14 protein-coding genes are annotated in these 11,222 nt (G+C 59.0%); 8 read left to right on the forward strand and 6 right to left on the reverse strand.

All coding sequences use genetic code 11. The features are described 5' to 3' along the window. Positions 1–34 precede the first annotated feature (34 nt). Positions 35–919, reverse strand: a complete 885-nt coding sequence (locus B3397_RS08735; protein ID WP_296249123.1) for an AraC family transcriptional regulator — start codon at positions 917–919, stop codon at positions 35–37. Between the two features lie 146 nt (positions 920–1,065). On the opposite strand from B3397_RS08735, the gene B3397_RS08740 reads away from it, so the two are divergent. Next, positions 1,066–1,464, forward strand: coding sequence for a VOC family protein (locus B3397_RS08740; RefSeq protein ID WP_296249126.1), 399 nt, complete (start codon positions 1,066–1,068; stop codon positions 1,462–1,464). Between the two features lie 26 nt (positions 1,465–1,490). Here B3397_RS08740 and B3397_RS08745 read toward each other — a convergent pair whose 3' ends face one another. After that, positions 1,491–2,384 carry an AraC family transcriptional regulator gene (locus B3397_RS08745; protein ID WP_296249129.1) on the reverse strand — a complete coding sequence of 298 codons (894 nt, stop codon included), beginning with the start codon at positions 2,382–2,384 and terminating at the stop codon, positions 1,491–1,493. A gap of 199 nt (positions 2,385–2,583) precedes the next feature. Here B3397_RS08745 and B3397_RS08750 point away from each other — a divergent pair, with 199 nt between their 5' ends. Further along, positions 2,584–3,333, forward strand: a complete 750-nt coding sequence (locus B3397_RS08750; protein ID WP_296249131.1) for an SDR family NAD(P)-dependent oxidoreductase — start codon at positions 2,584–2,586, stop codon at positions 3,331–3,333. A 49-nt stretch (positions 3,334–3,382) separates the two neighbouring features. Here B3397_RS08750 and B3397_RS08755 read toward each other — a convergent pair whose 3' ends face one another. Further along, positions 3,383–4,294, reverse strand: a complete 912-nt coding sequence (locus tag B3397_RS08755) for a LysR family transcriptional regulator (RefSeq protein WP_296249132.1) — start codon at positions 4,292–4,294, stop codon at positions 3,383–3,385. 149 nt (positions 4,295–4,443) lie between these two features. On the opposite strand from B3397_RS08755, the gene B3397_RS08760 reads away from it, so the two are divergent. Continuing rightward, a complete protein-coding gene (locus B3397_RS08760) occupies positions 4,444–5,193 on the forward strand; it encodes an SDR family NAD(P)-dependent oxidoreductase (RefSeq protein WP_296249135.1) in 750 nt (249 codons plus the stop codon). A 35-nt stretch (positions 5,194–5,228) separates the two neighbouring features. Here B3397_RS08760 and B3397_RS08765 read toward each other — a convergent pair whose 3' ends face one another. Further along, complete coding sequence (locus B3397_RS08765; protein ID WP_296249137.1) at positions 5,229–5,828, reverse strand: TetR/AcrR family transcriptional regulator; 600 nt, start codon at positions 5,826–5,828, stop codon at positions 5,229–5,231. 173 nt (positions 5,829–6,001) lie between these two features. On the opposite strand from B3397_RS08765, the gene B3397_RS08770 reads away from it, so the two are divergent. The 4 genes from B3397_RS08770 to B3397_RS08785 all read left to right on the forward strand — a co-directional run bounded on the left by B3397_RS08770 (position 6,002) and on the right by B3397_RS08785 (position 8,872). Next, positions 6,002–6,742 (forward strand): SDR family NAD(P)-dependent oxidoreductase, encoded by a 741-nt coding sequence (locus B3397_RS08770; RefSeq protein ID WP_296249140.1) that lies wholly within the window; start codon positions 6,002–6,004, stop codon positions 6,740–6,742. A 131-nt stretch (positions 6,743–6,873) separates the two neighbouring features. Beyond that, complete coding sequence (locus B3397_RS08775) at positions 6,874–7,359, forward strand: nuclear transport factor 2 family protein (RefSeq protein ID WP_296249142.1); 486 nt, start codon at positions 6,874–6,876, stop codon at positions 7,357–7,359. A 112-nt stretch (positions 7,360–7,471) separates the two neighbouring features. Beyond that, positions 7,472–8,200 (forward strand): SDR family oxidoreductase, encoded by a 729-nt coding sequence (locus B3397_RS08780; RefSeq protein ID WP_296249145.1) that lies wholly within the window; start codon positions 7,472–7,474, stop codon positions 8,198–8,200. A 117-nt stretch (positions 8,201–8,317) separates the two neighbouring features. After that, on the forward strand, positions 8,318–8,872 hold the full coding sequence (locus tag B3397_RS08785) for a GNAT family N-acetyltransferase (protein WP_296249147.1): 555 nt from the start codon (positions 8,318–8,320) through the stop codon (positions 8,870–8,872). A gap of 185 nt (positions 8,873–9,057) precedes the next feature. On the opposite strand, the gene B3397_RS08790 is transcribed toward B3397_RS08785, so the two are convergent. Further along, positions 9,058–9,924, reverse strand: a complete 867-nt coding sequence (locus B3397_RS08790; RefSeq protein ID WP_296249148.1) for a LysR family transcriptional regulator — start codon at positions 9,922–9,924, stop codon at positions 9,058–9,060. A 92-nt stretch (positions 9,925–10,016) separates the two neighbouring features. On the opposite strand from B3397_RS08790, the gene B3397_RS08795 reads away from it, so the two are divergent. Further along, a complete protein-coding gene (locus B3397_RS08795) occupies positions 10,017–10,610 on the forward strand; it encodes a LysE family translocator (protein ID WP_296249150.1) in 594 nt (197 codons plus the stop codon). A gap of 161 nt (positions 10,611–10,771) precedes the next feature. On the opposite strand, the gene B3397_RS08800 is transcribed toward B3397_RS08795, so the two are convergent. Further along, positions 10,772–11,080, reverse strand: coding sequence for a hypothetical protein (locus B3397_RS08800; protein ID WP_296249151.1), 309 nt, complete (start codon positions 11,078–11,080; stop codon positions 10,772–10,774). Between the last annotated feature and the right edge of the window lie 142 nt (positions 11,081–11,222).

Genomic DNA, 11,222 nt, shown 5'->3' on the forward strand with positions numbered 1-11,222 from the left:
TGTCTCTTTCGGTCAGGTGGATTCTCAGCCGATCCTAGCGTTTTGTCGCTGCCAGAATTCTCCCTGCATCCCTGGCCGGGGGTAATCCGAACACCCGTGCGTAATCCCGGCTGAATTGGGTAGCGCTTTCATAGCCAACCTCAAATGCCGCCGAGGTGACGCTTTTGGCACTGGCGATCATCAGCATACGCGCTTGCAGCAGGCGCACACGCTTCTGATATTGCAAGGGGCTCAGGGTGGTGACTGCCTTGAAGTGGCGATGAAACGCCGAGACGCTCATGGCTGCTTTCTGCGCCAGGCTCTCGATCCTGATGGGTTCGGCGTAGTCACGACGAATCCATTGTATCGCCTGGTTGACCCTGGCCATGGCGGTGTCGGGAGCAGCGATTTCTCGCAGCATCCAGCCATGGGGGCCTTGCAAAACCCGGAACAGAATTTCGCGCTCATAAGCAGGGGCGAGTGCTGCGATGTCATCTGGCTTGCCCATCAAGCGCAGCATCCGCACCCAGGCGTCCATCAATTCGGGTGTGGTGGCGGCGACTGAAAAGCCTGCATCCTTGTCGTGACGCTCGGCAGGTTTGGGCAGGTCCGCCAGCAGTGTCGACAGCACCATGGGATCGAGCGTCAAGCTGACCGCCAGGTATGGCTCCCCTGTGGCGGCAGGGTGGACAGCGCCCACGGCTGGCAGCTCGATGGACATGACGAAATAGGTCGCTGGGTCGTACTGCAACGTACGGTCGCCCACCGTCATGGTTTTACTGCCCTGTAAAATCAGGTTGATCATCGGGTCGTAGACCGCGGCGAGCATGTGCTCCGGGATCTTGCCCTGGACCATCGCCACACGAGGGATGCCCGTCTCGGTGCGACGGTTTTCGGCCTTGGCGGCGAGGCTGCGCAGTTCATTCAGTTGGCTGTTCATGCCGAGCATGCTGACGTGGCTTTGGCCCCCAGCGCAAGCAAAAAGCAGAAACAGGCAGGTTCGCAGTAGGAACCGTCGCGCCCATGAAGCCCCAGTCCCTTACTGTGAAGGCTCCTGGCGGCTACATCATCTGAGGGGGGTCACCCATGCTGGATCATATTTTCCTGTCGGTCAGCGACATTGCACGCTCTATAGCTTTCTATGAAGCGGCGCTCGCGCCGTTAGGCATCACCGCACGATTGGACTACGACGGCAAGGATGGCCCACCCGGGCATCCTGACTTGAAAGGGTTTGGCGCCAATGGGCGGATGTTCTTCTGGTTGCGTAAGGGCGTTGTCGAAGCGCGGGCGCTGCATGTGGGGTTCGTTGCACGCAGCAAGGCCGAGGTTGAAGCCGCCTATGCTGCGGCGCTAGCCAATGGCGGTAGTGACAACAGCGCACCTGGCGCGCGTTTGCACTACGACCCCGATTACTACGCCGCCAATGTGCTGGACCCGGACGGGTACAGCCTGGAATTCGTCTTCAAGAACTGGCAGCACGGTTAATGAGCACGCTGCTGATTTGACCGGTTTCACCGCCCGAAGCTTCGTTGTACGGGTTTTGCGTCGATGGCGGGCGGCAGTTTGAATCTCGCCGCGTCGCGCGCCGGCGGCAGACCGAACAGTCGTGCGTATTCGCGGCTGAATTGCGAGGCGCTCTCGTAGCCCACGGTGTAGGCAATCGAGGTGGCATCTCGCGTGTCGAACAGCAGCAGCCAGCGCGCCCTCAGCAAACGCAGGCGCTTCTGGTATTGGATGGGCGTCATGGCGGTCACCGACTTGAAATGGCGGTAGAAGGCCGCCACGCTCATATCCGCCATCATCGCCAGAGGCTCTACGCGAAACGGCTCGGTGTAGTGTTCGCGGATCCACTGGGTCGCCCGTCGAATTTGCGCCAGTCGACCCTCCGGACGCGCAACGTCTCGCAGCACCCCGCCCAGTGGACCCTGCAATGCGCGGAACAGGATCTCGCGCTCGACCATGGGGCCCAGAACCGCAGCCTCATGGGGGCGATCCATCAATCTCATCATCCGCAACCAGGCATCGATCATCTCGGCCGGTGCCTGCACAGGTTCAAAGCAGGAGCCGCTGGAGAGCTTGGCGGTGCTGGGGTCTTCAAACAACAGCGTCGAGATCACCACGGGGTCCAGGGTGAGGCTCACAGCAAGGTAAGGTTGGTCAGTGGCTGCACTGTGAATCTGACCCGTCGCAGGTACATCCACGGGGACCAGAAAATAGCTGCCCGCCATGTATCGAGACACGGCATCCCCTATGGACAGCGTCTTTTGCCCCTGAAGCACCAGATGCAGCATGGGCTGATAGACCTGGTCGGCGCAGGCCTCGGCGCGGACCATTTGCACGCGAGGCAATCCCGTATCGGTCCATTTGTCGTGTGCGCGCATCACGATGCTGCGCAGTTCGGCCATCGCGTTGTCCATGGCGAGACGATGGCCCTGTTACCGGGGCAGCGCAAGCCATGTGAGAAGAATAGGCAGGAATGTGCGAGAAATCGGCACACGCTGGAGCAGCAGGGGGCGAATACTGGGGCACGCGGCTCGTTGCGTTTCGGCCAGAGGCCGGTGGCGACGAGCCTTCAGTAGAACCCTCACTCAGAGAAAATCGAATATGAAACTCGAAGGAAAAATCGCGGTAGTCACCGGCGCCTCCAAGGGTATCGGCGCTGGCATTGCCAAGGCACTTGGGGCGCAAGGCGCGACAGTAATCGTCAATTACGCATCCAGCCATATCGAGGCTGACGCGGTAGTTGCACACATCATCGAGCTGGGAGGCAGCGCCTATGCCTTACAGGCCGACATGAGTATCGGCGCCGATGTCGTGCGCCTGTTCGCTACCGTAAAGGCTGAGCATGGAACCCTGGATATCCTGGTCAACAACGCGGGCGTGGCGGTGTTCCAGATGATCGATGACCTCACCGAAGAGGCCTTCCATAAACAGTTCAACCTCAACGTGCTGGGCTACCTGCTTGCAGTGCGCGAGGCGGTCAAACTGCTGGGTGCCAAGGGTAGCATCATCAATATCAGCTCCATCCTCAGCACCGACCCCTACCTGGCCTCCAGCGTGTACTCGGCCACAAAGGGCGCTGTCGATACCTTGACCTTTGCTTTGGCGCGAGAGCTGGGCGTACGGGGCATCCGAGTCAATTCCATCTTGCCAGGGCATACCAATACACCAGGTACTCACGGCAACTTTGCCGGAGAGTTGGGCGAGAAGCTGCTGGCGGGAACGCCGCTAGGGCGCTTTGGTGAGCCAGAAGATATCGCTGCGCTGGCGGTCTTCCTCGCCTCCGAGGATTCACATTGGATCACCGGAGAGTCCATTCGCGCTTCGGGCGGCGTGCGTGGGGTTGGCTATTGACCGTTGTAATAAGAGGGCAACACGTGGGGTCACGTATTGCCGATGTCATTCAAGCGATCACGTGCGGGTGCGTCGCAAAGTATTCGACCAGCCAATCGACAAATGCTCGGACTCGCACGCTCAGATGCCGATTGGGCATGTACACCACCGAGAGGGTGTTGGCGCGCGCCGACCAGTCCTCCAGCACGGGAACCAGTTCGCCTGATTCCAGATGAGGCTGCACCATGAAGCGCAACGTATGGAGCACGCCCAACCCTGCTAGCCCGGCAGCCAGGTAGCCGTTGCTGTCGTTGACGGCCACCACATAGTTGCCTTCGATCACTATCTGCTCGTCACCTCGCACGAGTTCGACCCGGTTGTGTTTGCCGGAGGAAGGGAATGCGTACCGCACCACCGGGTGAGTGTTCTCCAACTGCGAGGGATGGCAAAGCGGTTCGCGCGCAGCGAGATAGGCAGGGGTCGCACAGGTGACGAATTCCACGCTTCCCAAGCGACGGGCGATCAGGGAGAAGTCGCGAAGATCACCGCCGCGAATGACACAGTCGATGTTTTCGCTTGCCAGGTCTGCGGTACGGTCGCTGGCACCTATTTCGATCTGGATGTTGGGGTAGCGGGCGTTGAAGGCTGCGAGGGCCGGTATCACCAGGTGCGTGGCAATGGTCGTGCCCATGTCTACCCGTATACGGCCTTTGGGATTGGCGTGGGTGAGGGCGATTTCCGACTCGACCTCCAGCCATTGGTCGAGTACCCGGTTCATCCGTTCATAGTAAAAATCGCCTTCGCGGGTCAACGTCACGCGGCGGGTCGTTCGGTTAAGCAGCCTGACCCGCAAGTGCGATTCCAGGCTTTGGACCAGTTTGGTCACAACGTTGGGGTGCAGGTCGAGCTGCGTGGCTGCCTTGACGAAGCTTCCTGTCTCCACGATGCGATTGAACGCTTTTACGGCCAGAAAATAGTCCATGGGAAATCCGCAGCGATGAGAGCCATCGATTATCACCCGTTCAGGGATTTTATATACCTCTTTGGTCAGTTTATCCCGCCGGAGATGGCGCTTACTGTGATTGCTCTGGCCTGCGACCCGCAGCGCTCACGTTTCATAAAGGACACCCCATGACTCAGTTTTTGAGAGGTAAAGTGGCGCTGATTACCGGCGCATCACGCGGCATCGGTGCCGCTATTGCAAGGCGCCTGGCAGCGGAGGGAGCCGATATCGCTTTCAGCTACGCCAGCTCGCCAGAGCGTGCGAAGGCGGTGGCCAGCGAGATTGAAGCCCTAGGCGTGAAGGTGTTGGCGGTTGCGGCCGATCAGGCGGATAGCGATGCAGTCGCTTCGTTTGTCCGCAAAGCACACGAGCACTTCGGTCGGCTGGACATTTTGGTCAACAACGCAGGCGTCTTCGTAACGGGCGTTATCGGCGATCCCCAGGCGGACATCGCCGAGCTGGATCGCCAGCAAGCCATCAATATCGGCGGTGTCGTCGCAGCAGTACGCGCAGCCGTGCCTTTGCTCACAGACGGCGGCCGTATCGTGTCAATCGGCACCATGTTCGCCATCCGCGCGCCGTTTCCCGGCATTGGCGGCTACGCAGCCAGCAAAGCCGCAGTTGCCGCATATGGCCGGGCTTGGGCTCGAGATCTGGGGCCGCGTCATATCACCGTCAATACCATCCAGCCCGGTCCCATCAATACCGAGCTGAACCCTGAGACCAGTGACATGGCGTCGATGGTCAAGCAGATGACGGCTTTGGGTCGATATGGCCAGCCCGAAGAAGTCGCCGCAGCCGTAGCGTTCTTGGTGGGCCCGGATGCCGCTTACATCACGGGAGCAACGCTGAATGTGGATGGTGGACAGAACAGCTGAGTTCGGAATGTGGAGCTAGGTGACGGGCGTATGCGCTAACGGGTCGTTTGCTGCTCTTTCCCCAGCTCATGCGCAATGAACCGGCCCGCCGTCTGCGCGGCCTCGATCAGCCGTTTGCGCGGCATGCCGTTACACGCTGCGGACGATAGCCCGCGCAGGGTAATCGAAAGGTAGTCGGTCAGGCACTGGGCTTTTTCAGGCAATGTTCGATCAAGATAATCCCGAATCACCTTCACGCCCCCGTCCGCCAGAGCCTGAGCCATCTGGCGGGCCGCCTCGTCGTCCGCACGCGTACCCTCAGTGATCATGCAGCCTCGCAGAATGCTGTCCTTTGCATACTGCTTGGCCGCCGCGACGAGCAGGGCGGCGAGGGCTTCAGGTACAGGTCGATTCGGAGCGAGCAGCTTGTCCAACGGCAACGCATTCTCGCTGGCATAGCGCAGCATGGCCTTCTCGAACAACTCAGCCTTGCTGCCATACGCAGCGTAGAAGCTGGGCGGCTTGATATCCATGGCTTCGACCAGATCCGTGAGGCTAACGGCATCGAAGCCGCGCTGGTGGAACATGGCCTGAGCGATGGCGACCCCAGCCTCTCTGTCGAAAGCAGGGCGGCGTTGGCGAATTTTGTCGTTCATGGTGATCTCGATGGTGGGGTCATGATTGTAGCGACCGCTATATGGCAGGGCAACTGCACGGTGCCGCATGAATGATTTATATAGCAATCACTAAATGTATTGCGCTGCTCATCAGAGCTATGTAGTGTTCGCTATATAAATTCATCCCTACCAGTACTCACAGGAGCATCAGCATGCAGTTTCAAGACAAAGTCGCTCTCGTCACCGGAGGATCCTCGGGATTAGGCCTTGCCATCGCCCAGGAGCTGGCGGGGCAGGGCGCCACGGTGGTGATTACCGGGCGTCGCCAGGAACAACTGGACGAGGCCCTGGCGAAGCTGGGAGACCGGGCCAGCGCGGTGGTCGCGGACGTATCGGTGATAGCCGATCTCGCTGCGCTGTTTGACGCAATCAAGACCCGCCATGGCCGAATCGATGTGCTCGTTGCCAATGCCGGTATGGGCGAGATCGCTCCGCTTGGCAGCATCACCGAAGCCTATTTCGACCGCGTGTTCAGCACTAACGTAAAGGGCGTGACCTTCACCGTTCAGGGCGCGCTGCCGCACATGGGCAAGGGCGGCAGCATTGTCATCATTGGCTCTACTGCTTCCATCGACCCCGGCCCAGGATTGAGTGTTTACGGCGCAACCAAAGCGGCACTGCGCACGCTGGTCAGAAGCTGGACGCTCGATATCAAAGGCAGCGGGGTGCGCATCAACCTCTTGAGCCCGGGCCCCGTGGATACCTCGTCACTGCGCCGTATGCTCGCGGAACACGCTGAAGCGGTGATCGAGTCCTTGGGTGAGAAAAGCACCATCGGGCGTATCGGCCAAGCCCATGAGATTGGCGCTGCCGTGGCTTTCCTGGCCAGTGACGCCGCCAGCTATATCAACGGTGTCGAGCTGTTCGCAGATGGCGGAGCCTCGCAGTCCTAGATCGCTGTGTCGCTGCTCCTCCTCCGTCCGACGCCCTATTGGATTGCCGCCAAGGTCGCCTGCCGAGCGCATCAAACGTATGGCCACCGCTGTACACCATTCATTTGTGGGCCCAGGCCCAGGAGAACGCCATGACTCCCTCACCAGACATACTCACACGCCTTGCCGCCGAGAGTGCCATTCACCGCCTTCACGCCACCTACATCCACCGTCTTGATAGTGGAGATTTCACGGGTGTGGCCGAGGTGCTTCAGCATGCGGTCATTCATGTGCTGGGCAACGAGGCCTCGTCGGTAGAGGGGCTGTTGGGTTTCTTCGAAGCTGGCCTTCAGACACATGCCGATGGTACGCCGCGCACGTGGCATTCGATCACTAACGTGCTGATTGATGTCGCCCCTTCAGGCGATAACGCCCGTTCGGAAAGCTACTACACGGTGCATCAACAGCTTGACGGCTTCCCCTTGCAGCCTATTTGCGCCGGCAAATACCTCGACCAGTTCGAACTGCAGGATGGGGAATGGCGGTTCACGCGGCGTGAAGTGACCTTGCGTTTTGCTGGAGACCTGAGCCACCACGTCAAAGGTGCGCAAAGCGATGCCGTAGCGCAAATCGCCTGACAAGACGCCAAGTCCCATCCCCGGCTCGCCACCCGAACGGGGGATGGGGCACGGATCTTTCACGTTCCCAGCTCAAAAGAAAGAGCACCTTCGAATTCCGAGGATTTCCACGATGACTATCAAACGACAAGCGCTCGTCACCGGCGCAAACAAAGGCATCGGACTGGCGATTGCCAAAGGACTTGCCGAGGCCGGATTCTTCGTCTGGATCGGCGCTCGCGATAGCAGCCGCGGCGAGCAGGCCGTCGCCCAATTGCGTGATGACGGGCTCGATGCAAGCCTGCTGGAACTCGATGTGGCTGACGAAGACAGTGTGTATCGAGCGGCGGCGATGCTGTCCGAGCAAGTAGCGGCACTTGACGTTCTGATCAACAACGCCGGCATCGCGATTGACATGAGCAAGGCACCGAGTGAGGTGCGAATGCAGGACATGAAAGCTGTTTACGAGGTCAATCTGTTTGGCCCGGTGCGCGTCACCCAAGCCTTCCTGCCCTTGCTGAAAAAAGCCGACCAGGGCCGGATCGTGATGATGAGCAGCGGCGTCGGTTCGCTGGCGTTGATAACCGATCCAACATCGATCTATTCGACCGTCAACTTTCTCGACTACACCTCGTCAAAGGTTGCGCTGAATGCCGTGACAGTCTCGTTTGCGAAAGAGCTGGAGCCGCTCGGAATCAAAGTGAACGCTGTCGAGCCGGGGCATGTGCGGACCGATCTCAATGGCAACTCGGGCGTATTGACGCCTGAGGAAGGGGCGGCAACAGCGCTGAAGATGGCGCTGCTGGGTTCGGATGGACCTACCGGTGGGTTCTTTGGAAGTCATGGTCGGCAACCTTGGTAGTCACTTGGAGTCCGGCCTGACTTGTACGATGTTTTGCTAGAACCAACCAGTCGACACCTGGCTTATGGTCTGACAGAGTGCCGTCACCCCGGACAACACTTGCATAGGACGCATGCAATGGAATGCCAGCCCACACTCTTTACTTCCCGCCTGATCCTCACCCCGCTGCAATTGACTGATGCAGAGGCGGTGCAGCGGCTTTTCCCCCATTGGGAGGTTGTGCGCTATCTGGATAAACGCGTCCCCTGGCCCTATCCCGAGGACGGCGGCTTGGCTTACGTACGGGATGTCGCCTTACCTGCCATGGCTGCGGGACGGGAGTGGCATTGGATGATTCGCACGCGACTGCAGCCTGAGCACATCATCGGCAGCATCAGCCTGTATGACCAGCCTGGCAACCACAGAGGCTTCTGGCTCGCCCCGCAGTATCAGGGCAATGGCTACATGCGCGAAGCCTGCGAAATCATCAACTCCTACTGGTTTGAAACATTGTCGCGCCCAGTCATGCATGTACCCAAAGCCGTTGCCAACCATGCCTCGCGCAAAGTATCCCAACATGAAGGCATGCGCCTGATAGGAACGCGGGACGGGCACTTCGTGTCCGGTCCCATGGAACTGGAAGTTTGGGAGATTACTCGCAGCGAATGGCTGGCCAGACAGAATACGGCCTGATGTGAAATGGGCAGCGACATCCAATGACCGCTTGTGGAAGTGGATTCAGATGATGGGGATCGGCGGCATTCGAATCATCGCGGACGTTGTCGTTACATCATCATCCGAAGTACAGCAATCGGCCAACAACGAACATTCAGGCTGGAAAATAAACCCGCTACCAATCGCATGAGCTCTCCTACGCATCAAGCTCCCGCACGATGCGCTCGAATATGCCGAATCAGCTCCTCACTCGCGGCACTTTGCGATGCCTTGGCGCGATGCAACGTAATTGCTATCGGGGCTAGTTGGGGTAGCGTGGCGTCTGGTGGCAGGATGTCGAGGCCGCTGGGCAGGGTGGACTGCAACCAGACGGACACCGCAAGGTCGCTGCGGACCATCGTGATTGTGGCTTCCAGGCTGCCGTTTTCGAACAGAGTGTTCCAGGGCCGGTCCAGAGCCTGCAACGCGGCAAGAACGGGCGAGCGAAATACGCATGTCTCGGCGACCATCGAGACGGGCAACGGCGACTTCAGATACGCCGCGCCGCCCTCGGCACCGGCCCAGACCAGGCGCTCGATGGACAGGCACTCGCCGCTTGCTTGCTCGACCACTTCTTCAGCAATTGCCACATCCAGTTCACCGTTGGCAGTGGCTTGTATTAGCTCGGGCGAAGCGCCGCATTTCATTGACAGTTCGACCTGCGGATAGGTGGCCGTAAACGCTCTGAGCGCCGGCGTTATCCAAGCGCCGGCCAGGTCATAGGGCACGCCGAGGCGCACGATGCCTTGCACAGGATTGCCGTGCAGCTGCGTCCAAAGCTGGTCGTTGAGTGCAAGCATCTGGCGCGCCTTGGCGATCAGCCGCTCGCCCAGTGGCGATAGCCGGATGCCGGGCCGCTGGCGAATGAATAGTGGCTCGCCCAGCAGTTCTTCCAGCTTGCGAATCTGCTGGCTGACGGCGCCCTGGGTGAGGTGCAGAGCGTTGGCGGCGGCGGTCATGCTGCGGTGTTCGGCAACGATGACAAAGGTGCGCAGCAATACCAGATCGAAGGTGCGTAAAGCTCTAGCCATTAGGGTCTGTAATCTTGAGCATGATGAATATTAGTTTCCATGCTAGCGGCAGATTGGCTATCTAGTCGATCTCGCCCAAGGAAATCTTCAGCATGCTCGACACCTTTCTGCCGCTTCTTCTTTTTGTGCTGGTCGCCACCATCAGTCCCGGCGGTGCCACGACCTTGGCAACCGCTTCTGGCGCCAACTTCGGTTGGTGGCGCTCGTTGCCGTTGTTGTCCGGTATCTCGTTTGGCCTGGCCAGCATGGCTGTTGCGGCTGCGTTTGGCCTGGGCGGGCTTATTCTAGCGGTGCCGGAGCTGCAACTGGCTATGAAGCTGCTGGGCTCGCTCTATCTGTTCTGGCTTGCCATGCAGATCGCGCTGCGCGGCCAGCCCGGCAAAGCGGCCGTAACGCAGAAACCATCGCGGTTTATCGCTGGGGTCGCCTTGCTCTGGCAGAACCCGAAGGCCTGGGCGATGACCCTGAGTGCCGCTGCCTCATTTGCATCAATAACCCAAGGCGCAGAAAGCCTGGCTGTATTGCTCGGCCTCGTATTCGCCGTGTTGTCGATGGCCTCGCTCGCGCTCTGGTGCGTGGCCGGGGTATTACTGGCGGGTGTACTGAAAACCGAACGTCAGTGGCGACTGTTGAATAGGTTTCTGGGGGCTCTGCTAATCGCTTCGATTGTGCCGCTGTGGCTGTGAAAATTAGGCTGGGAGCGAGAGAAGAGCACAGATTCGTTTCTTTAACTCAACTGCCCAGGTTTGGTTGTTTGCTACCCTCCATGGCTGGCCGCAAGCGGCCAAAAGCGGACAGTTACGCAAAGTCAGCAACCCTTCCTTGAAGCTTGATGGCGTCTACGAAACTAGGGGCGATTCACACCCTTATTCTCAATCACCTCAAAGTAGGTGCCGCAGGGGCTGACTTTGGTTACAGCTCCAGACAGCAATGTTCCGTCTGGTAGAATAATTCGCGCATGACTGATAGCAGGTGATTTCAGCAAATCCACACCTAAGTTAGCCACCTGGACGCTCGTTTTTTTGGCTAGTTCTCGACAGATCATAATCGGCTGGGCCGAGTACCTTGCCTGACGGCCGAGACCAGGGGCAATACCATAGGTCAGCGTAAGGTCGACCTCGCAAGACATTTCTGTTGGTAACTCGTTGCTTTTCATCATTGTCTCCTACTTCTTCTTGATTGGCATGGCCTCAAACTCGCCTCTGCTACGATACGTGAAGTGATGTATGTATGGGTAAGTTCGTCGTTATTTCGACGTTGATGTGCTGACTGGACGTTTAGCATGGCGTGCGCTATAT

The organism is Pseudomonas sp. UBA4194, from assembly GCF_002379585.1.
GTDB lineage: Bacteria > Pseudomonadota > Gammaproteobacteria > Pseudomonadales > Pseudomonadaceae > Aquipseudomonas.

Coding starts and splice junctions, on each gene's coding strand:
- B3397_RS08735 (WP_296249123.1), bottom strand. CDS start 919: ATGAACAGCCAACTGAATGAACTGCGCAGCCTCGCCGCCAAGGCCGAA.
- B3397_RS08740 (WP_296249126.1), top strand. CDS start 1,066: ATGCTGGATCATATTTTCCTGTCGGTCAGCGACATTGCACGCTCTATA.
- B3397_RS08745 (WP_296249129.1), bottom strand. CDS start 2,384: ATGGCCGAACTGCGCAGCATCGTGATGCGCGCACACGACAAATGGACC.
- B3397_RS08750 (WP_296249131.1), top strand. CDS start 2,584: ATGAAACTCGAAGGAAAAATCGCGGTAGTCACCGGCGCCTCCAAGGGT.
- B3397_RS08755 (WP_296249132.1), bottom strand. CDS start 4,294: ATGGACTATTTTCTGGCCGTAAAAGCGTTCAATCGCATCGTGGAGACA.
- B3397_RS08760 (WP_296249135.1), top strand. CDS start 4,444: ATGACTCAGTTTTTGAGAGGTAAAGTGGCGCTGATTACCGGCGCATCA.
- B3397_RS08765 (WP_296249137.1), bottom strand. CDS start 5,828: ATGAACGACAAAATTCGCCAACGCCGCCCTGCTTTCGACAGAGAGGCT.
- B3397_RS08770 (WP_296249140.1), top strand. CDS start 6,002: ATGCAGTTTCAAGACAAAGTCGCTCTCGTCACCGGAGGATCCTCGGGA.
- B3397_RS08775 (WP_296249142.1), top strand. CDS start 6,874: ATGACTCCCTCACCAGACATACTCACACGCCTTGCCGCCGAGAGTGCC.
- B3397_RS08780 (WP_296249145.1), top strand. CDS start 7,472: ATGACTATCAAACGACAAGCGCTCGTCACCGGCGCAAACAAAGGCATC.
- B3397_RS08785 (WP_296249147.1), top strand. CDS start 8,318: ATGGAATGCCAGCCCACACTCTTTACTTCCCGCCTGATCCTCACCCCG.
- B3397_RS08790 (WP_296249148.1), bottom strand. CDS start 9,924: ATGGCTAGAGCTTTACGCACCTTCGATCTGGTATTGCTGCGCACCTTT.
- B3397_RS08795 (WP_296249150.1), top strand. CDS start 10,017: ATGCTCGACACCTTTCTGCCGCTTCTTCTTTTTGTGCTGGTCGCCACC.
- B3397_RS08800 (WP_296249151.1), bottom strand. CDS start 11,080: ATGAAAAGCAACGAGTTACCAACAGAAATGTCTTGCGAGGTCGACCTT.